The sequence below is a fragment of the Kaistia sp. 32K genome (assembly GCF_016629525.1).
Taxonomy (GTDB): domain Bacteria; phylum Pseudomonadota; class Alphaproteobacteria; order Rhizobiales; family Kaistiaceae; genus Kaistia.
Genome location: NZ_AP024269.1, coordinates 2,120,458 through 2,147,453, shown reverse-complemented (window position 1 = coordinate 2,147,453; position 26,996 = coordinate 2,120,458). Strand labels below are relative to the sequence as shown.

Below are 26,996 nucleotides of genomic sequence, written 5' to 3'. Positions count from 1 at the left end.
ATGCCCTGGCAAGACATTCTGATCATCGCTGTGTTGATCGCTTTCAACGGCTTCTTCGCTTTGTCCGAAATCGCCGTTGTTTCCTCGCGCCCTGCGCGCCTGCAACTCATGGCGAGCGAGGGCGTGCGCGGCGCCACAGCCGCGCTGCGCCTGTCGGAGGATCCGACCGGCTTCCTTTCTGCGGTGCAGATCGGCATTACGCTCGTCGCCATCCTGTCCGGCGCCTTCGGCGAGGCGGCGCTGGCGACGCCGTTCACCGAATTCCTGCAGACGACCTTCCCCAGCCTCGGCAACAAGGCCTCGACGATCGCGACGATCGTCGTCGTCGTCTGCCTCGCCTACTCTTCCCTCATCCTCGGCGAGCTCGTTCCCAAGCGCATGGCGCTCACCAATCCCGAGCGCCTCGCCTGCTTCGTCGCCCGCCCCGTCGGCCTCATCGCGCGCTTTGCCCTGCCGATCGTCTGGTTCCTGCGCCTCTCGACCGACACGGTCCTCCGCGCGCTCGGCAAGCAGCACAACGACGATCGCGGCGTGACCGAGGAAGAGGTCAAGACGATGATCGCCGAGGGGACCGAGGCCGGCGTGTTCCACCAGGCCGAGCGCGACATGATCGAGGCGGTGATCCGGGTCGCCGATCGACCGGTGCGCTCGATCATGGTGGCGCGGCCCGACGTCGTCTGGCTCGACATCGAGGATCCGCCGGCGGAGAACCGCGACGCGATCATGCATTCCGGCCATTCGCGCTTTCCCGTCAGCCGCGGCGAGATCGACGCCGTGATCGGCATCGTCCACGCCAAGGACCTGCTCGAGCAGATCTACGAGGGCAAGACGGTCGACCTCGACGCCATCATCCGCGAGCCGCTCTATGTTGACGAGCGCATGGCCGTGCTGAAAGTGCTGGACCGGTTCAAGACCTCGAACGTCCACATGGCGGTCGTGCTCGACGAGTATGGCAGCTTCCAGGGCATCGTGACGCCGATGGACATCCTGACGGCGATCGCCGGCGACATGCCGGAGCATGAGGGCGACGACGTTCCCGAAGCCATCCAGCGCGCCGACGGCTCCTGGCTGATCGACGGCAGTGCCGCCATCGACATTGCCGAGCGCACGCTCGGCCTCCGGGGGCTCGGGCTCGAAGGCGACTTCGCCACCGTGGCGGGCTTCATGCTGCACCATCTCGGCCACATCCCCGTCCCCGGCGAATTCTTCAGCCATGAGGGCTGGATCTTCGAGGTGGTTGACCTCGACGGCCGCCGGATCGACAAGGTTCTCGTCCGCAAGGGCGACGGCTAGGGCGCTTCTCGTTTCGTGGAAGCGCCTGCCTCGCTCCTGCCATCGGAAGCGCGACAGTGCCGCGCTTGAAGCCGGCTTATCTGGTGCTAGGTTCCAGCCGTTGCGCCGCTCAAGGAAATTCGTATGACCCGCCAGTCCTTCAATCCGCCCGACATGAATGCCATCCTGGGCGGACGCCGACTTCGCCGCAATCGCAAGGCGGACTGGTCGCGCCGCCTGGTGCGCGAGACGCTTCTGACGGTCAACGACCTGATCTGGCCGATCTTCCTGATCGAGGGCGAGAACGTCCGCCAGGACGTCGCCTCGATGCCGGGCGTGCAGCGGCTTTCGGTCGACCAGGCCGTCATCGAGGCCGAAAAGGCCGCGGCGCTGGGCATTCCGGCGATCGCCCTCTTCCCGTTCACCGAGCCGTCACTGCGCGATCCGACCGGCAGCGAATCGCTGAACCCGAACAACCTCGTCTGCCGCGCCTGCCGCGCGATCAAGGCGGCGGTGCCCGAGATCGGCCTGATCACCGACGTGGCGCTCGATCCCTATACGAGCCATGGCCATGACGGCGTGCTCGAGGGCGAGCGCATCGTCAACGACGCCAGCGTCGCGCTGCTCGTACAGCAGGCGCTCGCCCAGGCCGAGGCCGGGGCCGACGTGATCGCGCCCTCCGACATGATGGACGGCCGCGTCGCGGCGATCCGCGAGGTGCTGGATGACGCGGGCTTCCTCGACGTGCAAATCATGGCCTATTCGGCGAAATACGCCTCCGCCTTCTACGGGCCGTTCCGCGACGCCATCGGCACCTCGAAGACGCTGATCGGCGACAAGCGCACCTACCAGATGGATTTCGGCAATACCGACGAGGCGCTGCGCGAAGTCGAGCTCGACATTCAGGAAGGGGCTGACATGATCATGGTCAAGCCCGGCATGCCCTATCTCGACGTGGTGCAGCGGGTGAAGGAGACGTTCGCCATGCCCACCTTCGCCTATCAGGTGTCGGGTGAATACGCGATGCTGCAGGCCGCGGCGCGCAATGGTTGGATCGACGGTGATCGCGCCTTTCTCGAAAGCTTAGCTGCTTTCAAGCGGGCGGGCGCCGACGGCATCCTGACCTATTTCGCGCCGCTCGTCGCGCCGCTCCTCCCTCGCTGATCGGAGCGCGCCGATGGTGGGGGCCGCAAGACCGGCCGCGATCATGGCGCTGGTTATCTGCGCGGCAGCTCTGCTCGCCGCGTGCAACCTAATTGACCGCCAGCAGGCCCGCGTCTGCGTGGCGGTCGCGACCGCCGTCGCCCCCGCCGGGCAGAGGGTCACGATCCAGTCGGTGATCCCGCTCGAGGGCGTCAGCCATGCGCTCCGGGTCAACTACACCGTCCCCAGCATGGACCTGCCGCTCTATGTCGATTGCGCCTTCGCCGGCGGAACGCTGGAGATGGGCCGGGGGCAGGTCATCGGCGTGCGCGGCTATGACGGCGCGCTGACCGAGCGGCAGCTCATCACGCTGCATCGCTGGTTCCTGGATCAGGACGGCGCGGTATCCCGCGCGATCGCCGAGACCAACTGGCAATCGCCGAGCCTGGAGATCTCATCGATCAAGCTGCCGAAGGGCGTCGGCTTCGCGCTGCAGCAGGTCTTCAACATTCTCAGCCTCGCGGCGCTCTATTCGCCGATCGCCCTCGCCTTCGCGCTCGTCTACGGCCTGATCCGGCGCATCCACATGGCGTTCGGCCAGATCGCCGTGATCGGCGGCTATGGCGCGATCATCGGCATCGTCGCCGCCGTCAGCATGCCGTCGCTCGGCCTCCTCCCCTCCATCGCCCTGGTCCTCGGCATGGCGGTGACGCTCGCCGCGCTCTGGGGCTGGCTCGTCGGCCGCACTGTCGTCCTGCCGCTCGCCGGCGGCCCGGATCGCGCCTTCATCATCGCCACCATCGGGCTCGGCATCGCGCTCTCGGAAATGCTGCGGCTCACCCAGGGCGCCCGCGAGATCTGGGTGCAGCCGATCCTCGACACGCCCGTCGTCCTCACGCAGGGGCCGTTTCCGGTCGTGCTCACCGAGATGCGACTGCTGGTCATCGGACTGGCGCTCGTCATCCTGCCGATCGTCCTCTTCGTCATGCACCATTCCACCTTCGGCCGGGCCTGGCGCGCCGTCGCCGACGACCGCGTCATGGCGCGGCTGCAGGGCATCGACCCCGCCCAGGTCACCGGCACGACCCTGATCCTCGCCTCCTCGCTCGCGGCCGGCGGCGGCGCCGTGCTGGCGCTCAGCTATGGCACCATCACCTATTCCATGGGGCTGATCGTCGGGCTGAAGGCGCTGCTCGCCAGCCTGGTCGGCGGCGCCGGCTCGCTCGTCGGGGCCGTGCTCGGCGGCCTGCTGATCGCGACGCTGGAAACGCTCTGGGCCGCCTATTTCGACACCACGTCCCGCGACATCGTCGTGCTCGCGATTCTGACCCTGCTCTTCCTCATCCGTCCGAACGGATTGCTGGGACAGGGCACGGCGCTCGAAGAAGACCGCGCCATCCGACCATCCTGAGCCCCCCAACGCAAAGCCGCTGCCCAAGCCCCCGGAGTTGTCATGACTGGATCGCCTCATCCCGCATTTCCCACTCTGGAGGACATCCGCGACGCGGCCCGCCAGATCGACGGCGTCCTGATCCGCACGCCCTTCCTGCCGGCGCCCCGGCTGTCGCGGCTGACCGGCGCGGAGATCCACGTCAAATACGAGAACCTGCAGGTCACCTCGTCCTTCAAGGAACGCGGCGCCCTGGTGAAGCTCCTGTCGCTCTCGGAGGAGGAGCGGCGGCGCGGCGTCGTCGCGATGTCGGCCGGCAACCATGCGCAGGCCGTCGCCTATCACGCCCAGCGCCTCGGCATCCCCGCCACCATCGTCATGCCGAAGACGACGCCCTTCGTGAAGGTCGAGGCGACGAAGGCCTTCGGCGCCAACGTCGTCGTCGAGGGCGAGACGCTCGCCATCTGCCAGCAGATCGCCGGCACGATCGCCGACGAGACCGGCGCCGTCTGGGTGCATCCCTATGACGATCCGCATGTGATCCGCGGCCAGGGCACGATCGCCCTCGAGATGATCGCGGATGGCCCGCCGCTCGACAGCATGCTGATTCCCGTCGGCGGCGGCGGCCTGATCGGCGGCATCGCGATCGCCAGCAAGACGCTGGCGCCGCAGACGCAGATCATCGGCGTCGAGACCGAGCTCTACCCGTCCATGCGCGCAGCCCTCGACGGGACGGAAGGCGTCTGCGGCGGCAATTCGCTCGCCGAGGGCATCGCGGTCAAGAACGTCGGCAAGCTGACGCTGGAGATCGCCCGCCACTTCGTCGACGACGTCGTGCTGGTGACCGAGACGTCGATCGAGCGGGCGGTAAATGCCTATCTGACGCTGCAGAAGACGATGGCCGAGGGAGCCGGTGCGGCGGGCCTCGCCGCCATCCTGGCCGATCCCGACCGCTTCCGCGGCCAGCGCGTCGGCCTGGTGCTCTGCGGCGGCAACATCGATCCGCGCCTCGCCGCCTCGATCATGGTCCGCGAGCTGGCGCGCTCCGAGCGCATCGTCGCCGTCCGGATCATCATCCCCGACCAGCCGGGCGTGCTCGCCGACATCGCGGCGACGATCGGCGCCTGCGGCGGCAACATCCTCGAGGTGTTCCACCACCGCAACCTCCTCACCGTGCCCGCCAAGGGCGCCAGCGTCGACGTCACCATCGAGACGCACGGGCCCGAGCATGCCAGCGAGATCAGCGCGGCGCTGGAGGCGCGCAACTACACGGTCACCCGGATGGCGCCCCCCTGATTTTTCCGGGCGCTTCCGGCGCAACTTCTTGCAGGCTGCGGCAAAATCTCCCATTTGATCTTGTGCAAGACAGAAGCAAGGAACGCCATGACGCACTATGACGATGCCTACCGCGCCGGCGGCCAGGTTTTCGACCCGATCCGGGAACCCGAACTCTTCGAGGGCGTGCTCACGAAGCGCTTCTTCGCGTTTATCGTCGATGCGATCCTGATCGGTTTCTTCCTGCTCCTGGTCTCGATCGTCATCCTGGCGATGGGCGTGATCACGCTCGGCGTGGCCTGGTTCCTGTTCGCGCTGCCGCTGTTCGCCATCGTGGCGCTGCTCTACGTCGCGCTGACGCTGGGCGGGCCGAAGGCGGCGACGCCGGGCATGCGGCTCGCGGGCGTCGCCATCCGCTCCACCGATGGCGAGCGCATCGGCGCCATCATCGCCGCCGCGCATGCGCTGATCTTCTGGTTCTCCGTCTCGGTGCTGACGCCGCTGATCCTGCTGATCGGCCTGTTCTCCGACCGCAAGCGGCTGCTGCACGACATGCTGCTCGGCACGGTCGTGCTGAACGCCGGCCCGCTGGCGCGCACCCGTCGCTGAGTTCCGTGTAAAAAACAATCTTGGCATCGGCGGATGACGTATTATCGTCTGCCGATGCCTCCCTGGTTCGGGCCTGTCGCGTTATGACCCAACATTCGACCGAAACGCCGCAGTTCTTCCTGACAGCCCCTTCGCCCTGCCCCTATCTGCCGGGGCAGATGGAGCGGAAGGTCTTTACGCATCTGGTCGGCGAGAAGGCATCCGCGCTCAACGAGATCCTGACCCAGGGCGGCTTCCGGCGCAGCCAGAACATCGCCTATCGCCCGGCCTGCGAGGCCTGCAAGGCCTGCGTCTCGGTCCGCGTCCCCGTCGACCAGTTCGTGACGACGCGGAGCTTCCGGCGTGTGCTCGACAAGAACGTCGACCTGATCGGCACGCGCGTCGACGCCGCGCCGACCTCCGAGCAGTATTCGCTCTTCCGCGCCTATCTCGATGCCCGCCATTCGCAAGGCGGCATGGCCGACATGACCGTGCTCGACTACGCCATGATGGTCGAGGACACGCATGTCGACACCATGCTGGTCGAATACCGTTTTCGCGGGCCCGACACGGCGATCACCGGCCAGGGCGACGGGCCACTGATCGCGACGGCGCTGACCGACTTGCTCTCGGACGGGCTGTCGATGGTCTATTCGTTCTATGAGCCCGGCTACACCGACCGCTCGCTCGGAACGCTGATGATCCTCGACCACATCCGCCGCGCCCGGAAGATGGGCCTTCCCTACGTCTATCTCGGCTACTGGGTCGAGGGCTCGAAGAAGATGGCCTACAAGGCCCGCTTCCGCCCGCAGCAGCACCTGGGCCCCCGCGGCTGGGAGCCGGCGGCCTGAGGGCCGTAGCGCCTCTAGGAAGCAAGCCCCTCACCCAACCCTCTCCCGCAAGCGGGCGAGGGCTTTTTTCCTTCTCCCTCCCCCCTGTGGGGAGGGTCGGGGTGGGGGTACCACCTCGATGCAGGGGATTGGCTTGGGGCGACGGCGTCTCGCACGGAGCACCCGGCGGCGAAATCACCTTCAAACAGAGCGTGAAAGGGCGGCAAGCAGGTCGGCCAGTTGGTCTGCCCGCCCCTCGTCCAGCTTCTCGCCGACATGCTTTTGGATGGACGCGCCATAGACCGTCCACATGCGCGACTGCATGGCACGACCGGCATCGGTCACGACGACCCATCGGCCGCGCCCGTCCTCGGCAAAGGTTTCGCGCCGGACCAGTCCTTCCTTCTCCATGCGATCCAGCAGGCGGGAAAGATTGTGCTGCGCCAGCAGCGTCCGCTCCTCGATCTCGTAGGGACGCAGCCTTCCATCCTCGGCGCGGACCAGCTCCAGCAACACATCATACCAGCCGAGCGGCGGTAGTCCGGCTGCCTTCAGGTCCTGCTCGATGGCGGCCAGTACGATGCGCTGGCTGCGCATCAAGCGCACCCAGGCGCGGGTGGCGGCTGCGGACGGCGGGTTCGGATCGATGGGGTTATCAGACATAGATGCAGTTACATTCAGATTGACGGCTGACGCAAGGGCATATATATGCAGATGCATCTACCCCTGATGGCTGGAGGCTCCGCTATGACCCAGGACCGCCTGACAGACTATGCCGTGACGCTGCTGCGCATCAGTCTCGGCGTGATGTATCTCGCCCATTCCGTCGTGCTCAAACTCTTCACCTTCGGCCTTGCGGGAACCGCGGGCTACTTCGAATCCATCGGCCTGCCGGGCTGGCTGGCCTATGTGACCTTCGCCGCCGAAGCGATCGGCGGAACCATGCTGATCCTCGGCATCTATGCCCGCTGGGTCGCCATTGCGCTGATCCCCGCGCTTCTTGGAGCCATCATCTGGGCGCATGGCGGCGCCGGATGGGTGTTCAACGCGCCAGGCGGCGGATGGGAATATCCGCTTTACCTGATCGTGCTGTCCGCCGCGCAATTCCTGCTCGGCGACGGCCGCCCTGCGCTCCGCCCCTCCAGACCCCTCCTCTGACCGATCCGGGAGACACCATCATGTCCGATGCGAAGCTGATCCTCGTCAGCCATCATCTCTGCCCCTATGTGCAGCGGGCGGCCATCGCGCTTGCGGAGAAGGGTGTGCCGTTCGAGCGGCACTATGTCGATCTCGCTGCAAAGCCAGACTGGTTCCTCGCCATTTCCCCGCTCGGCAAGGTGCCGCTGCTGATCGTGAGGCAGGAGGATGGCACCGACGCCGTGCTGTTCGAGAGCGCGGTCATCTGCGAATATCTCGAGGAAACTCAGCCCGGCGCCGCCCTTCATCCCGTCGATCCGCTCATGCGGGCGCGTCATCGGGGCTGGATGGAATTCGGCTCCTCCATTCTGTCGGATCTCTGGGGCTTCGAGACCGCGAAGGATGCCGAGACCTACGAGGCCAAACGCAAAGCGCTCCTTGCCAAGTTCGGCCGCGTCGAAGCGGAACTGGCCGAAGGGCCGCTCTTCAGTCGCGCGACCTTCAGCCTGGTCGATGCCGTCTTCGCGCCGATCTTCCGCTATTTCGATGTGTTCGACAGCATCGTCGACACACAGACCTTCGCGCAGACGCCGAAGGTCTGCGCATGGCGTGCGGCGCTCGCGCAGCGGTCGAGCGTGGCTCAGGCGGTCACGCAAGACTATGCCGCCCGGCTCCGCGATTTCCTGATCGTCCAGGACGCATGGCTACTGAAACACGCAGCAGAAGCAGAAGCCTAGGGAGGCTTCCGCGTGATCTGATGCTGGGAGAGGCGCGGAGTGGGGGTCCCCACTCAGCCCCTACTTCAGCTGCGGCGTACCGAAGCTGTTCGTCTTCGGGAACTTGTCCGGCGGCAGGCGGCCGGCCTGGCCGCGTTCGGCGACCCAGGGCTTCAGTTCCTCGGCGGTGCGGGTATAGCTCCGCCCCGACGAATCCATCCAGGTCAGGCCCTCGGCGGCGTTGAAGGTGCGGACGTCGGACGGGCCGCCATCCTTGTAGCGCTGCAGGCGGACGCCCTTGCCGCGCGTCATCTCCGGCACCTGCTCGGCCGGGAAGATCAGGAACTTGCGGTTCTGGCCGATGACGGCGACATGGTCACCGCCCGCCTCGACGCAGATCCGCGCCTCTTCCGTGCCGTCGACGTTCAGCACCTGCTTGCCCTTGCGGGTGTTGGCGATGACCTCGGTCTCGGGCACAACGAAGCCGCGCCCGTCGGTCGAGGCGAGCAGCAGCTTGCGGCCGGGCTTGTGCACGAACACGGTGACGATGTCCTGCCCGTTGTCCATGTCGACCATCAGGCGGATCGGCTCGCCATGGCCGCGGCCGCCCGGCAGCTTGTCGGCGCCGAGCGTGTAGAACTTGCCGCCGGTCGAGAACACCAGCAGCTTGTCCGTCGTCTCGGCATGCAGCGCGAGCTTCAGCTGATCGTCGGTCTTGAAGGTCAGCGTCGCAAAATCGCTGACATGGCCCTTCAGCGCGCGGATCCAGCCCTTCTCCGACACCACGACCGTGATCGGCTCGCGTTCGATCATCGACTGCTGGATGTCCTCGACGTCATGCGACGGCGCGTCGGCGAAGCCGGTGCGGCGCTTGCCGAGCGGCGTCTCGGGTCCGAAGGTCTTGCGGACCTCCTTCACCTGCCAGGCGACCGTCTGCCACTGCTTCTCCTCGGAGGCGAGCAGCGCCTCGATCTGCGCCATCTCAGCCGACAGCCCGTCATGCTCCTTGCGGATCTCGAATTCCTCGAGCTTGCGCAGCGAGCGCAGCCGCATGTTCAGGATCGACTCGGCCTGCAGGTCGGTCAGCGAGAAGGCCTTCATCAGCTCCTGTTTCGGCTCATCCTCGTAGCGGATGATCCGGATCACCTCGTCGAGGTTGAGATAGGCGACGAGATAGCCTTCCAGGACTTCGAGCCGGTGCTTAATCTGGTTCAGGCGGAAACCGGAGCGACGGACCAGCACCTCGCGGCGATGCTCGAGCCATTCGCTCAGAACCTCGCCGAGATTCATCACCTTCGGCACGATGCCCTTCGAGAGAACATTCATGTTGAGCGAGATGCGGCTCTCGAGCTCGGTCAGCTTGAACAGCGATTCCATCAGTAGCGCCGCGTCGACGGTGCGCGCGCGCGGCTCCAGAACGACGCGGATGTCCTCGGCCGATTCGTCGCGGACATCGGCCAGCAGCGGCACCTTCCGCGTCTGGATCAGCTCGGCGATCTTCTCGATCAGGCGCGACTTCTGCACCTGGTAGGGGATCTCGGTGACGACGATCAGATAGGTGCCGCGGCCCTGGTCCTCGACATGCCAGCGGGCGCGGACGCGGAAGGCGCCCTTGCCGGTCCGGTAGGCCTCGGTGATCTGGGCCCGCGTATCGACGATGATGCCGCCGGTCGGCAGGTCCGGACCCTGGACGTGCTGGACCAGATCCTCGGTCGTCGCGCCGGGGTTCTTGATCAGCACCAGAGCGGCGTCGCAGAGCTCGGCGATGTTGTGCGGCGGAACCGACGTCGCCATGCCGACCGCGATGCCCGACGTGCCGTTGGCAAGCAGGTTCGGCAGGCTCGACGGCAGAACGATCGGCTCCTTCAAGTCGCCGGAATAGTTCTCGCGAAAATCGATCGCGTCTTCGTCGATGCCTTCGAGCAGCATCTGCGCGACTTCGGTCATGCGCGCTTCGGTGTAGCGGTAGGCCGCAGCGCCGTCGCCGTCGATGTTGCCGAAATTGCCCTGGCCGTCGACCAGCGGATAGCGCGACGAGAAATCCTGCGCGAGCCGCACGAGCGCGTCGTAGATCGACTGGTCGCCATGTGGATGGAACGAACCCATCACGTCGCCGACGATCTTGGCCGACTTCTTGAACGCCGAGTCCGGGCTGAGGCGCAGCAGGTGCATGCCGTAGAGGATGCGGCGGTGGACGGGCTTCAGTCCGTCACGCGCATCCGGCAGCGCCCGACCCATGATGGTCGAGAGCGCGTAGGCGAGATAACGCTCTTCCAGCGCCTCGCGGAGATTGATGCTTTCGACATGGCCGCCATCCGGCGGAATCAACGCTTTTCCCATGCCTGATGGGAGTATCTGCTGCGCACCGCCGATTCAAGGAAAAGCGGCGGCGCGCCGCCATTTCACGCAGGTCTGTGGTGCGCGTGCCAGTGCCACGCGATGTCGATGCGGCGCGGGATCCAGACCTTCTCCTTGGCGAGCACATAATCGACGAAGCGCGCCAGCGCCGCGGCTCGCCCGGGACGCCCGACCAGCCGGCAGTGCAGGCCGACGCTCATCATCTTCGGCGCGCCCCGCTCGCCCTCCTCATACAGGACGTCGAAGGCGTCCTTCAGATAGGTGAAGAACTGGTCGCCCGAGTTGAACCCCTGCGGGGTGGCGAACCGCATATCGTTGGTTTCGAGCGTGTAGGGAATGATCAGGTGCGGCCCGTTCGGCCCCTGGACCCAGTATGGCAGGTCGTCGGCGTAACTGTCTGACGTATAGAGGAAACCGCCCTCCTCCATCAGGATCTTCAGCGTGTGGTCGGACGGCTTGCCCTGGTAGAAGCCGAGCGGCCTGGAGCCCGCGACCTCGGTGTGCAGGCGGATCGCCTCGTGGATGTGGCGGCGCTCTTCCTCTTCGGAAAAGTCCTTGTATTCGAGCCAGCGCAGGCCGTGGCTCGCAAGCTCCCAATCCGCCTCCCGCATCGCCGCGACGGCTTCGGGATTGCGTGCCATGGCCTGCGTGACGCCATAGCAGGTGACGGGCACGCGGCGGCTGGTGAACATCCGCCAGAGCCGCCAGAAGCCGGCGCGCGAGCCGTATTCGTAGATCGATTCCATGTTGAGGTTGCGCTGGCCGACCCAGGGCTGGGCGCCGACGATCTCGGAAAGCAGCGATTCCGACGCCTTGTCGCCGTCGAGGATGCTGCTTTCGCCGCCCTCCTCGTAGTTGACGACGAACTGCACCGCGACATTCGCGCCGCCTGGCCATTGCGGGTCGGGCGTGTTGCGGCCGTAACCGATGAGGTCGCGCGGATAGGTGGTCGTCATGCTGTTCCCGCTTCTCGCAGAATGGTTAGCGTCTTGCCGACGGCGAGGGCAATTTCCGGCTGGATGGTTGGATTCACAGCGTTAATCCGGCCCGCCGATTCACACGCCGTTAACCTACATCGCGCAAAATTAAAACAATAGGTAGCGACGCCTGCTGCCACCCGTCCCCTAGGAGGCCAGAATGCAGTCCGCGCATACCCCGTTCCAGGCAACCAGCCTCCCGGCCGACGATCCGCGCTTCATGGCAGCGCTCGACCTGCAGATCGCGCAGATGCGCCGCGTGCTCGAGCTGATGGCGCCGACGGCCGCCGACGTGCTCGACGGCGCGTTCGCCCGCGTGCCCTATGACGAGCGCATGCGCGCCGTTGCCAGCCACGGCTGAGCCGGGCCGATCGGCCGGGATCAAACAATTTCCGCGATACGACAATTCACCCGGATGGCCTCGCCTTCCGGGTGAATTGCTTTTGAAACGTCAGTTGTTGCCGTCGCTGGCGGGGACCGCCTTCGCGGCGTCCTCGCGCACATGCTTCTGCCAGGCGCGCCAGCCGATCGGCAGCGCGGCCAGATAGACGAGCGCGCCGGCGGCGAGCACGTGCCAGGGGTAACTGAGCAGCGAGGCGGCGAGCACCACCACCACGACGAAGAGCGGCAGCACGATCTCGCGCGAGACGCGGGCGCCGAACTTCTTGCCCGACCAGGTCGGCAGGCGGCTGACCATCAGGAGCCCGACAGCGAGCGTGTAGACGAGGACGACGGGCGCCGTGAAGCGGCCATGCGGGAGGTCGAGATATTCGAGATAGACCGGCAACAGCACGATCAGAGCGCCAGCCGGCGCCGGCACGCCGACGAAGAAGTTCGCCTGCCAGTCCGGCTTGTGCGGATTGTCGATCGCGACGTTGAAGCGCGCGAGGCGCAGCGCGGCGCAGATGGCGAAGACCAGGGCGGCGATCCAGCCGAGCGAGCGAACCTCGTCCAGCGCCCAGACATAGAGCAGGATCGCCGGCGCGACGCCGAAATTGACGAAATCGGTCAGCGAATCGAGCTCCGCGCCGAAGCGCGATGTCGAGCGCAGCAGGCGCGCCACCCGCCCGTCGATGCCGTCGAGGACGGCCGCGACGACGATCATGGCGATCGCCTCGCCGTAGCGGGCCTCGATCGCCATGCGGATCGCCGTCAGGCCGGCGCAGAGCGCCAGCAGCGTGACGAGATTGGGCAGGATCATCCGGATCGGAATCTGCCGAACCTGACGAAGGCGTGGCCGATGCCCCCCCTCGTCATCCGGATCGAAGGGAGGGAAGATGGTTTCCATGTCAGTCGACCCGCACGCCGCTGATCGAGCCGCCGGTGCCGAAGCGGGCGAGCACGGTTTCGCCGGCGATCGCCGTCTGGCCTTCCGCCACGAGCGGCGTCGCGCCCTCGGGCAGATAGACGTCGAGGCGCGAGCCGAAGCGGATCAAACCGAAGCGCTCGCCGACCGCCAGCTGCTGCCCCTCGCGGGTGAAGCAGACGATGCGGCGCGCGACGAGGCCGGCAATCTGGACGACGCCGAGCCTGCCGTGGACGCCGTCGATCACCAGGCCGTTGCGCTCATTGTCCTCGCTCGCCTTGTCGAGCTCGGCATTCAGGAACTTGCCGGGCGTATAGGCGATGCGCTGGACGGTGCCGGCGACCGGGGCACGGTTCACGTGGCAGTTGAAGACGTTCATGAAAACGGAGATGCGCACGCGCGGCGCGGTGCCGAGCTCCAACTCCGGCGGCGGCACGACGGGACCGACGGCCGACACGCGGCCATCGGCGGGGCTGATGACGAGGTCCGGATCGAGCGGCGTCACCCGCGGCGGATCGCGGAAGAAATAGACGCACCACGCCGTCAGAATCAGTCCGAGCCAGAACAGCGGGCCCCAGAGCCAGCCCAGGAACAGGGTGACGAAGGCGAGGATTGCAATGAAGGGGTAGCCTTCGCGGTGGATCGGCACGAAGTTCGCCCGGATCGATTTCAGCACAGAATCCATGCCTTGCCCTGTCTCCCTGAATTTGCAGCGGTTCGATAGATCACGGATAGCCCCGGGTGTGAAGCGGCCTCCAACCTCTCCCTCAGGGAGAGGTGAGAAGCCGGAGCCCACCGGAACGGATTTGTTCTAGCCGACAGTCTCCAGTTCCGCCTTCGGTCCGCGCGTCACCACGCCCAGCGTATCGGTCTCCTGGACCCGGCGCAGCCGCTCGGCCGCCTCGTCCGCCTCGCGCTGGCGATCCCACATCGAAGCATAGAGGCCGCCCTTGCGCATCAGCGTGTCGTGGTTGCCGCGCTCGATGATCTGGCCGGCTTCCAGCACGATGATCTCGTCCGCCGTCACAACTGTCGACAGGCGATGCGCGATCACCAGCGTGGTGCGGCCGGACGACACACGGTCGAGCGCGCCCTGGATTTCGCGCTCGGTGTGGGTATCGAGCGCCGAGGTCGCCTCGTCGAGGACGAGAATCGGCGGCGCCTTCAGGATGGTGCGCGCGATGGCTACGCGCTGCTTCTCGCCGCCCGAGAGCTTGAGACCGCGCTCGCCGACCTCCGAATCGAAACCATCCGGCAGGCCCTCGATGAAGCCGGCGATCTGCGCCATGCGGGCCGCCTCGCGGACTTCGTCCATGGAGGCGCTCGGCCGGCCATAGCCGATGTTGTAGGCGATCGTGTCGTTGAACAGCACGGTATCCTGCGGAACCATGCCGATCGCGGCGCGCACGCTGGTCTGCCGGACGTCGCGGATGTCGACACCGTCGATGGTGATGCGCCCGGCGGTCACGTCATAGAAGCGGAACATCAGCCGCGAGATCGTCGACTTGCCCGCGCCGGACGGGCCGACGATCGCCACGGTCTTGCCGGCCGGGACCTCGAAGCTGACATGCTTCAGGATCTCGCGCGCCGGATCATAGTGGAACGAAACGTCCTCGAAGCGGACCGTGCCCTCCCGGACGACGAGCGCCTCGGCGCCGGGCTTGTCCTGGACTTCCTCCGGCATGTCGAGCAGGCGGAACATCGCCTCGACGTCGGCGAGACCCTGCTTCAGCTCGCGATAGACCGTGCCGATGAAATTGAGCGGGAAGGACAGCTGCACCAGCAGCGCGTTGATCATGACGAAGTCGCCGATCGTCTGCTCGCCGCGCATGATCGCCATGCCCGACAGCGCCATGCAGACGGTCATGCCGGTGGTGAAGATGATCGTCTGGCCGAGATTGAGCCAGGCGAGCGACGTCCAGGTCTTGATCGAAGCGGCCTCGTAGCGCGCCAGCGACCTGTCGTAGCGGTCGGCCTCCATCGCCTCGTTGCCGAAATACTTCACCGTCTCGTAGTTGAGCAGCGAGTCGACGGCCTTGGCGTTGGCGTCGGTGTCGGAGGCGTTCATCTCGCGGCGAATGGCGATGCGCCAGTTCGACGCCACGATGGTGAACCAGACATAGGCCACGATCGTCACCGCGATGACGGCGACATAGGTCAGGTTGAACTGCCAGGCGATGACGACGGCCGCCAGCAGGAATTCGAGCAGCGTCGGGAAGGTGTTCAGGATGATGTGGTCGACGATCGAGTCGATGCCCTTCATCCCGTGGTCCATCGTCCGAGACAGGCCGCCGGTGCGGCGCTGCAGATGGAAGCGCAGCGACAGGCGGTGCATGTGCACGAAGGCGCGGCGGCCGAGCTTGCGGATCGCGTTCTCGCTGACGCGGGCGAACAGCGCGTCGCGCATCTGGTTGAAGGCGTTCAGCAGGATGCGGCCGACGCCATAGGCGACCACCAGCATGATCGGCACGGTGATGACTAGCGCCAGCCCGCCCTTGTCGCCCGCCGCATTGGCCGGCGAGACGAGCGCATCCGTCGCCCATTTGTAGAGGAACGGAATGCAGACGGTGAGAACCTTGGCGAGAACCAGGATGACGAGCGCGCCGGCGACCCGGATCTTCAGGTCGTTGCGGTCCTTCGGCCAGATATAGGGCCAGAGGCTGACGATCGTCGAGAACGCCGTCGCGTCCTTCTCTTCATCCGGCGTGCCCTTGCCGGGCCCCGGTACGGCGCTGTTGGTCGCGCTCATTGGCGTACTCCAGATTTTCGCGCTGCCCGCCGCGCCTCGGCGCAAACGGAAAATCCGCGTCGCGGGTTTGCCCGGACACGGATCATGGAGCGCGCCAGGGCGCGCTCCCGGTCATGTGGGTATCGTGGCTCAGTTAGTCCAGTTCGCGTCGCCCGCCGGCAGCACGAAGGTCTGGCCGGGATAGATCAGGTGCGGATTGCGGATCTGGTCGTTGTTCGCTTCGTAAATCGTCGAATAGCGGATGCCGCGGCCGTAGAGACGACGCGAGATGGTCCAGAGATTGTCACCGCGACGGATGATGACGTTGTGCGGCGCCGGCACATGGCCATCCGCGCTGGCGCCACCGGCGCCGCCGCCGGCGACGACCGGCGCGAGCATCGCCACGTCCTCGGTCCGCTCGAACGGCACCTCGGCGCGGCCGACCACCTTGCCGGAGCCATTGGTCTCGACTTGGTCGGCGCGGACGACGCGGCGACCCGGCTCGACCGAGCGCTTCGTCTCGAGCAGCCAGCGGCCGTTCTCTTCCGGCTTCGCCTCGCCCACCAGCTTGTCGTCCATGTAGACGCGCACCGGCGCCTTGGACTTGGCCGAGCCGGCGACGAACAGCTTGCCGTCCTCGACCTCGACCGCGTCGACCGAGACGTCCGGCTTCGCGCCGGAAGCCGCATCGGCGGTCTTGGTGGCGTCGCCCGCCTTGGCAGGCTCATCCGTCTTGGCAGTCTGGGTACCCGTCTCGGCGGGAGCGCCTGCCGTTTCCGGCTTCGCCACGCGGTCCGTATCGGCGAGCGTATCCGCCTGGGCCGGCGTCTCGTTCTTGGCAGTGGTATCGGCCGGGGCTTCGGCCTTGGCCACGGCCTCGGGCGCATTCGCCTGCGTGCTCGGCGCAGCGCCTTCCGGCGCGGCCTGCGTCGAGGCGGCGGTATCGGAAGAATTGGCAGACGGCGCAGCCGCCTCGCCGGCCGGCTTGGCTTCAGCCGGGGCGTTCTCAGCCTTCGGCTCCGGCGTCGCCGCCGACGCGACCTTCTGCTCGCCGGCGCCTTCGGGCTTCTGCAGCACCTTGCTCGCCGTCTCCGGCGTATTCAGCACGACGAGCGCCTCGCCCTTGCCGGGCTCCTGCACCTGCACGGCGACGCTCTGCTCGGACAGGGTCTCGACCTTCTTGTCCGGCGAAGTCGTGCGGATCGACAGATCATGCGTTCCGGCCGCCAGCGGCTTCTCGACCGCGACAGCCCACTCACCGCGCTCGTTCGCCTCGGCGGTGGCGATCGTCGACTGGCCATCCAGCAGCTCGACCTTGGATTTCGGCGCGGCGAGACCGGCGACGACGGTCTCGCCCGACGGCTCGACGCGGACAATGTCGAAGCTCGGGGCGGAGCCTTCGGCGGGAATGGCAGCCTGTTCGGCCTCGGGCTTCGCGGACGCGGCGCTCTCGGCGGCCTGCGTCGCTTCCGGCTTTGCATCCGGGGCCTTGGCGTCGGCGGCGGGCGACGAGCCGGTTGCAGCCGAAGTCGCGTCCGGCGCGGTTCCCTTTTCGGCGGCAGGCTTGGCGACCAGGCCGTAATAGCCCCCGACCAGAATGGCGGCGATCGCCACTACGCCGGCAACGCGACCGGATGTCTTCGGCCCGGGAGGTGTCTGCTCAGCCATCGATGCTCAAACCTGTCGCTCAAAACGGAACGGCTTTTCCGATTCCGCGCCCGGCGGGCTCATGTCCCCTGCCGGACCGCTGATTCCTCGGCGTTTTCCGGCTTATTCTCTGCCTTGTTATACCCGCTTTCAAGGGCGCGACAAGGCAGCGAAACCGCAGTTTCCATGGCGCTGTCGCGCAACCGCCATCGGCTTGACGCCCGTCCGCCCGGATGCGAGGAAGTCTCTATGACCCAGCTTTCCTCGATTTGCGTCTACTGCGGTTCGTCCGCGGGCGACGCCCCCATCTATGCGAGTTCCGCCGAACATCTCGGCAAGGCGATGGGAGAGGCCGGCATCGGCCTCGTCTATGGAGGCGGCGCCATCGGCCTGATGGGCATCACCGCGCGCTCCGTCATGCAGGCCGGCGGCCATGTCACCGGCATCATCCCGCAGTTCCTGAAGGAACGCGAGGTCATGCTCGACACCGCGCACGAGCTGGTCGTCACCAACGACATGCACGAGCGCAAGCGGCTGATGTTCGAGCGCTCCGATGCGTTCGTGGCCCTGCCCGGCGGCATCGGCACGCTTGAGGAACTGGTCGAGATGATGACCTGGGCCCAGCTCGGGCGGCATCGCAAGCCGGTGCTGATCGCCAACATCAACGGCTTCTGGGATCCGCTGATCGCGCTTCTGCGGCACATGTCCGACGCGGGCTTCATCCGCAGCGGCTTCGAGGTCAACTACATCGTCGCCGACAGCGCCGAAGACATCCTGCCGAAGCTCAAGGCGGCGATCGCCAAAGCCGCCACCCGCGAGCCGGCCGTCGAACCGATGCCGATCGCCGATCTCTAGGCGATCCGCCGGCGACCCCGCCCGACCCGACCGGTTCAAACGCCGATCGTTGAAGGCGTAGATCCGGGCTGCGCGGCCGCTTCCGAATTCGCCTCGATCGCGCCGGTAAGGAAGTCGACGAGCGCGAAGGGGGCACGGTCGCCGAGGCAGATCTCCAGGATCTGGTGCGCATCCGCCGCCTCCGCCTCGCTGCGGGGGAACATCGCCGCTTCATAGGCCGCGAGAGCCGCCTCGACGTCATCGGGGTGCGCGGCGATCGCCTCGGCCAGCTCGGCGCCATCGAGCATCGCCAGATTGGCGCCCTCGCCGGCCGGCGGCGCCAGGTGCGCGGCATCGCCGACGAGCGTCACGCCGGGCACGCGCTGCCACCGATGCCCGACGGGCAGCGCATGGAGCCTGCGCAGGACCGGCGTGGTCTCGCCATCCGTGATCAGCGCGGTAAGCGCCGGCGCCCACCCGTCGAACTCGGCCGCGATCGTCGCCTTCGCGTTGCTGACGTCGCTGAAGTCGATGCCGGAGAACCACGCCTCGAGCCGGTTGAGCGCAACATAGGCGTGCAAGGTGCCGTCCGGCTCGCGATGGGCGAAGATCCCCTTTCCCGGAGCGAGCGCGAACAGCGCGCCGCCGCCGACCGCCTCGGCAGAAGCCGCGTGCTTCTCGTCGGCGTCGTGGAGGTAGGTCTCGATGAATGTCGTGCCGATATAGTCGGGCTGGATGGCCGTGAGCCGCGGCCGGACCTTCGACCAGGCGCCGTCCGCCCCGACGAGGAGCCCGGTACGGACGCTGGATCCATCCGCGAACGACAGTTCGTGCTCGCCGCCGCCGAGCGCCGTGACGCCCGCGAGCTTCTTGCCCCAGCGGATCGTCCCGGTGGGCAGCGACTCGAGGAGGATCCGCCGCAACTCGCCGCGAAGCACCTCGGGACGTCCACCTGTGCCGTCATCGGGCTGGTCGAGCAGCACGTTCCCGTGTTGATCCAGGACGCGCGACGCCTCGCCGCCGGGATGGATCAGGGCTTGAAACGCCTCGAACAGGCCGGCAGCCTTGAGCGCGCGCTGCCCGTCGGCTTCGTGGATGTCGAGCATCCCTCCCTGGGTGCGGGCATCCGCCGAAGGCTCGGCCTCATAGATCGTCGCCGGGATGCCGTGCACGTGGAGCACGCGTGCCAGCGTGAGGCCGCCGAGGCCCGCGCCGACGATCGCTATGGATTTCGCCATCTTGTTTCCCTTCACGCGGTGAATGGAACGTCGTTCCAGTTGGATTTGTTTTGGAACGGCGTTCCATTCATGTCAAGATGCGGGGATGACGACCAAGCCCCAACGGACAGAACGACGCGCCGACGCGCTCTCGAAGGAACGGATTGTCGAAGCGGCGATCGAGATCCTCGATGCCGACGGCGAGAGCGCCCTGACCTTCCGCGCGCTCACAACCCGCCTTTCCACCGGAAGCGGGGCGATCTACTGGCACGTCGCCGACAAGAACGAGTTGCTCGCCGCGACCACCAATGACGTCATCGACCGGGTCATGGCCCGGGTGGTCAGCGATGGGGAGCCTCGCGAGGCGATCCGCGCCATTGCCCTCGGGGTGTTCGACGCGATCGACGCCCACCCCTGGGTGGGCGCGCAGCTTTTCCGCGAACCGTGGCAGTCGGCCATGCTGCGGATCTTCGAAGGGATCGGCGGCGGGCTCCAGGCGCTCGGCGTCCCCGAGCGAGAGCAGTTCGACGCCGCGTCCGCCCTGCTGAACTATGTGCTCGGCGTCGCCGGGCAGAACGCCGCGAACGCCCGCCTCGCGCGTGATACCGATCGAACGGACCGCGAGGCGTTCCTCGGAGACGTCGCCGCCCGGTGGAGCGAACTCGACCCGGCCGAATATCCGTTCCTGCGCCAGGTGGCGACGCAATTGCGCGAACATGACGACCGCGAGCAGTTCCTCGCCGGTGTCGACCTCATCCTGGCCGGCATCGCAGCCGCCCGCTAGGCGCTCGCCGGGATACGTGCAGGGTACATCTCCGCGAGACCCGCCCGCGGAGATGCGTGAACAAGAGACGATGCCGGCTCAGCCGTGCGCCGGCTTCGCCCCGGATTTCACCAGCTTGTAGATGATCGAATCGAGCAGCGCCTCGAACGAGGCATCGACGACGTTTTCCGAGACGCCGATGGTCAGCCAGCTGTCGCCGGTGGCGTCGCGCGTCTCGATCAGGACGCGGGTCACGGCTTCCGTGCCGCCGTTCAGGATACGGACCTTGTAGTCGATCAGCTCGAGATCGGAGATCGCTTCCTGATAGACGCCGAGATCCTTGCGGAGCGCCCGGTCGAGCGCGTTGACCGGGCCGTTGCCCTCCTCGACCGTCAGCAGCCGCTCACCGCCGACGATCAGCTTCACCACGGCCTCGGAGACCGAGATCTGCTTGCCGACCGCGTTGAAGCGGCGCTCGACGGTGACGTGGAAGCTCTCGACGGCGAAGAATTCCGGCACATGGCCGAGGGTGCGGCGCGCCAGAAGCTCGAACGAGGCGTCGGCGCCTTCATAGGAATAGCCGACCGCCTCGCGCTCCTTGACCTCGGAGAGCAGCGCATCGAGCCGGCGGTCGCCCTTGTCGACCGTGATGCCGAGGCGCGACAGCTCCGCGAGCAGGTTCGAGCGCCCGGCCTGGTCGGAGACCAGCACGCGGCGATGATTGCCGACCGCTTCCGGCTTCACATGCTCGTAGGTGCTCGGATCCTTGACGATGGCCGAGGCGTGGATGCCGGCCTTGGTCGCGAAAGCCGAGGCGCCGACATAGGGCGCCTGCCGGTTCGGAGCGCGGTTGACGATCTCGTCGAAGCGGTGCGAAAGCGCGGTCAGCCCCTTCAGGGCCTCCTGCGAGACGCCGATCTCGAACCGGTCGGCATAGGCCGGCTTCAGCATCAGGGTCGGGATGATCGAGGTCAGGTTGGCGTTGCCGCAGCGCTCGCCGATGCCGTTCAGCGTACCCTGGATCTGGCGCGCGCCGCCCCGGATCGCCGCCAGCGAATTGGCGACCGCCTGCTCGGTGTCGTTATGGGCATGGACGCCGAGATGATCGCCGGGGATCACCTTGGCAACCTCGCGGACGATCGCCTCGACTTCCTCCGGCAGCGTGCCGCCATTGGTTTCGCAGAGCACGACCCAGCGTGCGCCGGCCTCATACGCCGTGCGGGCGCAGGCGAGCGCATAGGTCGGGTTCGCCTTGTAGCCGTCGAAGAAGTGCTCGCAATCGACGAGCGCCTCCTTGCCGGCCGCTACGGCCGCCTCGACCGACTGGCGGATGCCCTCGAGGTTCTCTTCCTCGGTGGCGCTGAGCGCGACCTTGACCTGGTAGTCCCAGCTCTTGGCGACGAAGCAGATCGCGTCCGAGGCCGCGGCGAGCAGCGTGTTGATGCCGGGATCGTTGGAGAGGCTGACCCCTGCCCGCTTCGTCATGCCGAAGGCGGTGAACTTCGCCCGGCTGGTCCGCTTCTCGGTGAAGAAGCGCGTATCGGTCGGATTGGCGCCGGGATAGCCGCCCTCGACATAGTCGACGCCGAGTTGATCGAGCATATCGGCGATCAGGACCTTGTCCTCGACCGAGAAGTCGACGCCGTTCGTCTGCGCGCCGTCGCGCAGCGTCGTGTCAAAAAGATAGAGGCGCTCTTTTGTCATTCGGAGCCTTCTTCCGGCGTCGTCTTCACGTCCCACGTCGTCCAGAACTCACCCGTCGCCTCGTCCTTGCCGTCGATGATGACCAGGCCCATGGCGTCAAGCTGCTTGCGGATGGTGTCGGCCTTGGCGAAGTCCTTGACCTCCCGCGCCGCGATACGGTCGGCGATCAGCTGTTCGATCAGGGCTTCGTCGAGCGGAATGTTGGTCATGGTGATGTCTTTCTGTTGGGCGGCGCGGGGTTATCGCGCGCAGGATTGCAGGTCGGGGCTCTTCGTCATTGCGGGAATGACGGCGGAGCGTGGAGTGCGGTCGCAAATAGCGCGAGGAGCCAAGGCTGCATCGGCGCCGACACCCTCGGCCGTGATCCCGGCGAAGGCCGGGATCCATTCAGCCGAAGTCATGGGCGTTGAAGCCACTACCTTGCCAACCTCGACGAACCCGGCGGCATGGATCCCTGCTTTCGCAGGGATGACGGCGAGCGTGGTGCGGGCGTCGGAGCCAACCGCCACGGCGTTGAAAAAGGCAGAGGTGACGACCGCCCTCATCGCTTCACTTCCCAGGTCGTGACGATCTCGCCGGTCGCCGGGTCCTTGGCGTCCTTCAATGCGATGCCGAGGCCGTCGAGTTCGGCGCGGATGCGGTCGGCCTCAGCGAAATTCTTGGCGCGGCGGGCTTCGAGGCGGGCTGCGATGTATAGGGCAATCTCGGCCTCGCCGGGACCATCTTGGATCTCGACGCCATAGCCATAGATCTCGTCCGACGCCTCGCCGGCCCAGAGGCCGAGGAAGCGCATCGAGCGCGACAGCTTGGTTGCAGCCTCCCGATCACCCTTCTGCCGCGCCCAGCCGGCCATCAGCGCCTTGGCCTCGGAGAAGTTGAGATCGTCGGCGAGCACCGCGACCAGTTCGGCCGGCGGCTCGTCGCTCTCGTCCAGTCCCGCGACGAGGTCGATCCAGTCGGCGAGCTGCTTGCGCGCCTCGACCAGCCGCTCGGCGGTGAAGTCGATCGGCTGGCGGTAGTGCGTCGTCAGCATGGCGAAGCGCAGCACGCGGCCATGCCAGATGTTCGCGCCGAAATCGCCCGTCTCCAGCAGCTCGCGGATGGTGACGAAGTTGCCGAGGCTCTTCGACATCTTCTCGCCTTCGACCTGCAGGAAGCCGTTGTGCATCCAGATATTGGCCATGCGCGGCGCGTCGAAGGCGCAGCAGGACTGCGCGATCTCGTTCTCGTGGTGCGGGAAGACGAGGTCGATGCCGCCGCCATGGATATCAAAGGTGTTCTTCTGCGGATCGTCGCAGGAAAGCCCGCCGCCGAACGGCTCCAGCAGCTTCGCCATCGACATGGCCGAGCATTCGATGTGCCAGCCCGGACGGCCGCGACCCTCGATACCGGCCGGCGACGGCCAGCCGGGCTCGTTCTCGGCAGACGGCTTCCAGAGCACGAAATCCATCGGCTCTTTCTTGTAAGGGGCGACGTCGACGCGGGCGCCGGCCAGCATCTCGTCGAGCGAGCGCCGCGCCAGCGCGCCATAGCGCGGCAGCTCGCCGTTCAGCTGGTCCATGGCCGAGGGCGAGAACAGCACGTGCCCCTCCGCGACATAGGCGACGCCGCGCTCGACCAGGCGCTCGATCATCGCCTTCATGCCGTCGATATGCTCGGTGGCGCGCGGCTGCTCGGTCGGCGGCAGGCAGCCGAGCGCCGCCACATCCGCCTGGAACTGCGCGTCGGTCTTCTCCGTGACGAGGCGGATCGCTTCGTTCAGCGGCAGGTCGGGATAATCGACCGCGGCGCGCGCGTTGATCTTGTCGTCGACGTCCGTGATGTTGCGGACATAGGTGACGTGGTCCGGCCCATAGACATGGCGCAGCAACCGGAACAGCACGTCGAAGACGATGACCGGGCGCGCATTGCCGATATGGGCGAAGTCATAGACGGTCGGCCCGCAGACATACATGCGAACATGCGGCTTGCCGGTCGCGGGGTCACGGAAGAGCGGGTTCAGCTCGTCCTTGTCCTTCGTCAGCGTATTGTAGAGGCGCAGCGTCATTGAACGATCCCGATGAACACAAGCCCGCCGGCCGGGGCGTTCGTCTCTATCGGAATGGAACAGAGGAACGGCCTCAGCCAGCGCGCGCTAGCCGGTAATAATCCCGCAGCAGATAATGCCGTTGAAACGCGGAAAAGCCGTCATGCCAGCGTGATGACGGAATTCGGACGGAGCGTCAAGGCGCTCGGCGCCGAACCGGCGCTGAAGAGGGCGGCAACGGGCGGAAAATGCGCGCGGATGCCTCCGCAAGGACCCGGTCGGGAACATCCGGCACGGCGCCAAGATTGAATTAAGGCAATCCACAATCCTGCCGTCAACGTCACCAAAACCCTAAGATCTCGACGATTTTAATCAAATCGCAAGAATTCCGAACGATATCTGAACGTGAGTTTCAGGTCGGGTTCAGCTCTGGGGGCGCAGGATCCGACCATCGATTAGGGCCTTTTGGAGTACCGCGTCATGGCCACTCGTTCGTTCTTCGCCGTCACCCTCTTCGCCACGCTCATCGGCATCGGCCTCGCCGAGATGGTGCAGCGCCCGGCGCATTCCGACCTCCGCGACCCGCGCACGTCGGCGATCAGCATGTGCATGGCCAAGGGCATTGCCTGCGGCGGCACCGTGACCCGCACGGGTTTCTCCGCTTTCTGACCTTCACTGGCTCGCCTCGCCAGCCCTGATCGGCTACGACGGATCGCGGCAGCAAGGATGCCGTCTAATCCGTATCGTTCGCAGGCAGGACTATGACTGAAAAAAGCCCGGTGGGCGCCGATCTCGACGAGAGCGCGCTCTTCTATCACCGCTTCCCGCAGCCGGGTAAGCTTGAGATCCGGGCGACAAAGCCGCTTGGCAATCAGCGCGATCTGGCGCTCGCCTATTCGCCCGGCGTCGCCGCGCCCTGCCTCGCCATCGAGGCGGATCCCGCCAAGGCCTTCGACTACACCGCGCGCGGCAATCTGGTCGCCGTGATCTCGAACGGCACCGCCGTGCTCGGCCTCGGCGCGATCGGTGCCCTCGCCTCGAAGCCGGTGATGGAAGGCAAGGCCGTCCTCTTCAAGAAATTCGCCGGCATCGACGTCTTCGACATCGAGGTCGAAGAGCGTGACATCGACCGGTTCGTCGACGTCGTCGCCGCGCTGGAGCCGACCTTCGGCGGCATCAACCTCGAAGACATCAAGGCGCCGGAATGCTTCGAGATCGAGCGCAAGCTGCGCGCCCGCATGCAGATCCCGGTCTTCCATGACGACCAGCATGGCACGGCGATCATCGTCGGCGCCGCCGTCATCAACGGCCTGAAGCTGAAGGCGAAGCCGATCGCGGAAGCAAAGATCGTCTGCTCGGGCGCCGGAGCCGCCGCGCTCGCCTGCCTCAACCAGATGGTCGCTCTCGGCGCCAAGCGCGAGAACATCTGGGTCGCCGATATCGAGGGCGTCGTCTATGAGGGCCGCGAGGCGCTGATGGACCAGTGGAAGTCCGTCTTCGCCCAGAAGACCGACAAGCGCACGCTCGCCGAGATCATCGACGGCGCCGACGTCTTCCTCGGCCTGTCGGCCGCCGGCGTGCTGAAGCCGGACATGGTCGCCCGCATGGCCGAGCGGCCGCTGATCCTGGCGCTGGCGAACCCGAAGCCGGAGATCATGCCGGACGAGGCGCGCGCCGTGCGCCCGGACGTCACCATCTGCACCGGCCGATCGGATTTCCCCAATCAGGTCAACAACGTCCTCTGCTTTCCTCATATCTTCCGCGGCGCCCTCGATGTCGGAGCCACGACGATCAATGAGGAAATGAAGCAGGCGGCGGTGAACGCGATCGCCGCGCTCGCGCAGGAAGAGCCGTCCGACGTCGTCGCGCAGGCCTATGGCGGCGTGCAGCTCTCGTTCGGACCGGACTACCTGATCCCCTCGCCCTTCGATCAGCGCCTGATCCTCCGGATCGCGCCGGCGGTGGCAAAGGCAGCCATGGAGACCGGCGTCGCCACCCGGCCGATCACCGATTTCGACGCCTATATGGACCGGCTGACCCGCTTCGTCTTCAAGTCCGGCCTGCTGATGAAGCCGATGGTCGCGGCGGCGAAGACCGACGTGAAGCGCGTCATCTACGCCGACGGCGAAGACGAGCGCGTGCTGCGCGCCGCCCAGGTGGCGCTCGAGGACGGGCTGGCGCAGCCGATCCTGATCGGCCGCCCCTCGGTGATCGAGACCCGCGTCAAGCGCTTCGGCCTGCGCTTCAAGCCGGGCACGGATTGCGAGATCATCAATCCCGAGGACGACAAGCGCTATCGCGACTATGTCGAGCTTTATCTCGAGAAGATGGGCCGCCGCGGCATCACGCCGGAAGCGGCGCGCACCATCGTCCGCACCAACACGACGGTCATCGGCGCGCTGGCGCTGATCCGCAACGACGCCGACGCCCTGCTCTGCGGCCTGGAAGGCCAGTTCCGCACCAATTTCCGCGTCATCCGCGACGTCATAGGGCTGCGCGCCGAGAGCCATTCCTATTCGGCCATGAGCCTCCTGATCAGCTCCGGCGCGACGACGTTCCTGACCGACACCTATGTCAACGAGAACCCGACGGCCGAGGAAATCGCGGAAGTGACCCGGCTCGCCGCCGACCACATCCGCCGCTTCGGCATCACGCCGAAGGCGGCGCTGCTGTCGCATTCGAATTTCGGTTCGCGCGACAATGTCTCGAGCGCCAAGATGCGCCGGGCGACGGAAATCCTCTGGGAAACGGCCCCCGACCTCGAGGTCGACGGCGAGATGCATGGCGACTCGGCGCTGTCCGAGACGCTGCGCGCCCGCGTCATGCCGAAGTCCAAGCTGACGGGCGAAGCGAACCTGCTGGTGTTCCCGAACCTCGACGCCGCCAACATCACGATGAACGTCGTCAAGGTGATGACCGACGCGCTGCATGTCGGCCCGATCCTGCTCGGCGCCGCCAAGCCGGCGCACATCCTGACGCCGTCGGTGACCTCGCGCGGCATCGTCAACATGACGGCGCTGGCCGCCGTCGAGGCGCAGAGCGCCTGAGCTGCACGCGGGCATTGTTCCGCATCGTAAAGAGCCTG

General features: G+C 66.5%; 25 protein-coding genes. 13 read left to right on the top strand and 12 right to left on the bottom strand.

Going from position 1 to position 26,996, the window contains the following annotated elements; translation table 11 throughout:
* From K32_RS09680 to K32_RS09655, 6 genes are all read left to right on the top strand, one after another.
* Complete coding sequence (locus tag K32_RS09680) at positions 1–1,293, top strand: hemolysin family protein (protein ID WP_201403807.1); 1,293 nt, start codon at positions 1–3, stop codon at positions 1,291–1,293.
* A gap of 123 nt (positions 1,294–1,416) precedes the next feature.
* Positions 1,417–2,436, top strand: a complete 1,020-nt coding sequence (hemB, locus tag K32_RS09675) for a porphobilinogen synthase (protein WP_201403806.1) — start codon at positions 1,417–1,419, stop codon at positions 2,434–2,436.
* A 13-nt stretch (positions 2,437–2,449) separates the two neighbouring features.
* Positions 2,450–3,826, top strand: a complete 1,377-nt coding sequence (locus K32_RS09670; protein ID WP_201403805.1) for a branched-chain amino acid ABC transporter permease — start codon at positions 2,450–2,452, stop codon at positions 3,824–3,826.
* Positions 3,827–3,868: 42 nt separating this feature from the next.
* A complete protein-coding gene (locus K32_RS09665) occupies positions 3,869–5,101 on the top strand; it encodes a threonine ammonia-lyase (RefSeq protein ID WP_201403804.1) in 1,233 nt (410 codons plus the stop codon).
* An 87-nt stretch (positions 5,102–5,188) separates the two neighbouring features.
* Complete coding sequence (locus tag K32_RS09660) at positions 5,189–5,689, top strand: RDD family protein (protein WP_201403803.1); 501 nt, start codon at positions 5,189–5,191, stop codon at positions 5,687–5,689.
* An 83-nt stretch (positions 5,690–5,772) separates the two neighbouring features.
* Positions 5,773–6,519 (top strand): arginyltransferase, encoded by a 747-nt coding sequence (locus K32_RS09655; RefSeq protein ID WP_201403802.1) that lies wholly within the window; start codon positions 5,773–5,775, stop codon positions 6,517–6,519.
* Between the two features lie 180 nt (positions 6,520–6,699).
* Here K32_RS09655 and K32_RS09650 read toward each other — a convergent pair whose 3' ends face one another.
* Positions 6,700–7,218: a MarR family winged helix-turn-helix transcriptional regulator gene (locus K32_RS09650; RefSeq protein WP_201403801.1), complete on the bottom strand. Its 519-nt coding sequence runs from the start codon at positions 7,216–7,218 to the stop codon at positions 6,700–6,702.
* A 27-nt stretch (positions 7,219–7,245) separates the two neighbouring features.
* Between K32_RS09650 and K32_RS09645 the strand changes: the two genes are divergently transcribed.
* Complete coding sequence (locus K32_RS09645; protein ID WP_201403800.1) at positions 7,246–7,656, top strand: DoxX family protein; 411 nt, start codon at positions 7,246–7,248, stop codon at positions 7,654–7,656.
* Positions 7,657–7,676: 20 nt separating this feature from the next.
* Positions 7,677–8,372, top strand: a complete 696-nt coding sequence (locus K32_RS09640) for a glutathione S-transferase family protein (RefSeq protein ID WP_201403799.1) — start codon at positions 7,677–7,679, stop codon at positions 8,370–8,372.
* Positions 8,373–8,432: 60 nt separating this feature from the next.
* Here K32_RS09640 and parC read toward each other — a convergent pair whose 3' ends face one another.
* Both parC and puuE read right to left on the bottom strand, forming a co-directional pair.
* Positions 8,433–10,691 carry a DNA topoisomerase IV subunit A gene (gene parC / locus K32_RS09635; RefSeq protein ID WP_201403798.1) on the bottom strand — a complete coding sequence of 753 codons (2,259 nt, stop codon included), beginning with the start codon at positions 10,689–10,691 and terminating at the stop codon, positions 8,433–8,435.
* Between the two features lie 62 nt (positions 10,692–10,753).
* Positions 10,754–11,665, bottom strand: a complete 912-nt coding sequence (puuE, locus tag K32_RS09630) for an allantoinase PuuE (protein ID WP_201403797.1) — start codon at positions 11,663–11,665, stop codon at positions 10,754–10,756.
* A 181-nt stretch (positions 11,666–11,846) separates the two neighbouring features.
* Here puuE and K32_RS09625 point away from each other — a divergent pair, with 181 nt between their 5' ends.
* The gene (locus tag K32_RS09625; protein WP_201403796.1) at positions 11,847–12,047 is read left to right on the top strand and encodes a hypothetical protein; all 201 of its coding nucleotides are present in this window, start codon (positions 11,847–11,849) and stop codon (positions 12,045–12,047) included.
* Between the two features lie 90 nt (positions 12,048–12,137).
* Here the strand turns inward: K32_RS09625 and pssA are convergent, their stop codons facing one another.
* The 4 genes from pssA to K32_RS09605 all read right to left on the bottom strand — a co-directional run bounded on the left by pssA (position 12,138) and on the right by K32_RS09605 (position 17,388).
* The gene (gene pssA, locus K32_RS09620; RefSeq protein WP_201403795.1) at positions 12,138–12,974 is read right to left on the bottom strand and encodes a CDP-diacylglycerol--serine O-phosphatidyltransferase; all 837 of its coding nucleotides are present in this window, start codon (positions 12,972–12,974) and stop codon (positions 12,138–12,140) included.
* Between the two features lies 1 nt (position 12,975).
* Positions 12,976–13,677 (bottom strand): phosphatidylserine decarboxylase, encoded by a 702-nt coding sequence (locus K32_RS09615; RefSeq protein ID WP_201403794.1) that lies wholly within the window; start codon positions 13,675–13,677, stop codon positions 12,976–12,978.
* Between the two features lie 126 nt (positions 13,678–13,803).
* The gene (locus K32_RS09610; RefSeq protein WP_244669922.1) at positions 13,804–15,741 is read right to left on the bottom strand and encodes an ABC transporter ATP-binding protein/permease; all 1,938 of its coding nucleotides are present in this window, start codon (positions 15,739–15,741) and stop codon (positions 13,804–13,806) included.
* 129 nt (positions 15,742–15,870) lie between these two features.
* A complete protein-coding gene (locus tag K32_RS09605; protein ID WP_201403793.1) occupies positions 15,871–17,388 on the bottom strand; it encodes a LysM peptidoglycan-binding domain-containing protein in 1,518 nt (505 codons plus the stop codon).
* A gap of 228 nt (positions 17,389–17,616) precedes the next feature.
* On the opposite strand from K32_RS09605, the gene K32_RS09600 reads away from it, so the two are divergent.
* Positions 17,617–18,222 (top strand): TIGR00730 family Rossman fold protein, encoded by a 606-nt coding sequence (locus K32_RS09600; protein ID WP_201403792.1) that lies wholly within the window; start codon positions 17,617–17,619, stop codon positions 18,220–18,222.
* A 35-nt stretch (positions 18,223–18,257) separates the two neighbouring features.
* Here K32_RS09600 and K32_RS09595 read toward each other — a convergent pair whose 3' ends face one another.
* Positions 18,258–19,439 carry an NAD(P)/FAD-dependent oxidoreductase gene (locus tag K32_RS09595; protein ID WP_201403791.1) on the bottom strand — a complete coding sequence of 394 codons (1,182 nt, stop codon included), beginning with the start codon at positions 19,437–19,439 and terminating at the stop codon, positions 18,258–18,260.
* A gap of 85 nt (positions 19,440–19,524) precedes the next feature.
* Here K32_RS09595 and K32_RS09590 point away from each other — a divergent pair, with 85 nt between their 5' ends.
* Complete coding sequence (locus K32_RS09590; RefSeq protein WP_201403790.1) at positions 19,525–20,202, top strand: TetR/AcrR family transcriptional regulator; 678 nt, start codon at positions 19,525–19,527, stop codon at positions 20,200–20,202.
* A gap of 78 nt (positions 20,203–20,280) precedes the next feature.
* On the opposite strand, the gene cimA is transcribed toward K32_RS09590, so the two are convergent.
* The 4 genes from cimA to cysS are packed head-to-tail and all read right to left on the bottom strand — an operon-like array spanning position 20,281 to position 23,932.
* Positions 20,281–21,885: a citramalate synthase gene (gene cimA, locus K32_RS09585; RefSeq protein WP_201403789.1), complete on the bottom strand. Its 1,605-nt coding sequence runs from the start codon at positions 21,883–21,885 to the stop codon at positions 20,281–20,283.
* Complete coding sequence (locus K32_RS09580) at positions 21,882–22,094, bottom strand: hypothetical protein (RefSeq protein ID WP_201403788.1); 213 nt, start codon at positions 22,092–22,094, stop codon at positions 21,882–21,884. The genes cimA and K32_RS09580 overlap by 4 nt, the downstream gene beginning before the upstream one ends.
* Before the next feature lie 30 nt (positions 22,095–22,124).
* Positions 22,125–22,430, bottom strand: coding sequence for a hypothetical protein (locus K32_RS09575; RefSeq protein WP_201403787.1), 306 nt, complete (start codon positions 22,428–22,430; stop codon positions 22,125–22,127).
* Positions 22,427–23,932, bottom strand: a complete 1,506-nt coding sequence (cysS, locus tag K32_RS09570) for a cysteine--tRNA ligase (RefSeq protein WP_201403786.1) — start codon at positions 23,930–23,932, stop codon at positions 22,427–22,429. The genes K32_RS09575 and cysS overlap by 4 nt, the downstream gene beginning before the upstream one ends.
* 459 nt (positions 23,933–24,391) lie before the next feature.
* On the opposite strand from cysS, the gene K32_RS09565 reads away from it, so the two are divergent.
* Entirely contained in the window at positions 24,392–24,580 is a 189-nt protein-coding gene (locus tag K32_RS09565) for a hypothetical protein (protein WP_201403785.1), read from the top strand.
* 92 nt (positions 24,581–24,672) lie between these two features.
* A complete protein-coding gene (locus K32_RS09560) occupies positions 24,673–26,958 on the top strand; it encodes an NADP-dependent malic enzyme (RefSeq protein ID WP_201403784.1) in 2,286 nt (761 codons plus the stop codon).
* Positions 26,959–26,996 lie beyond the last annotated feature (38 nt).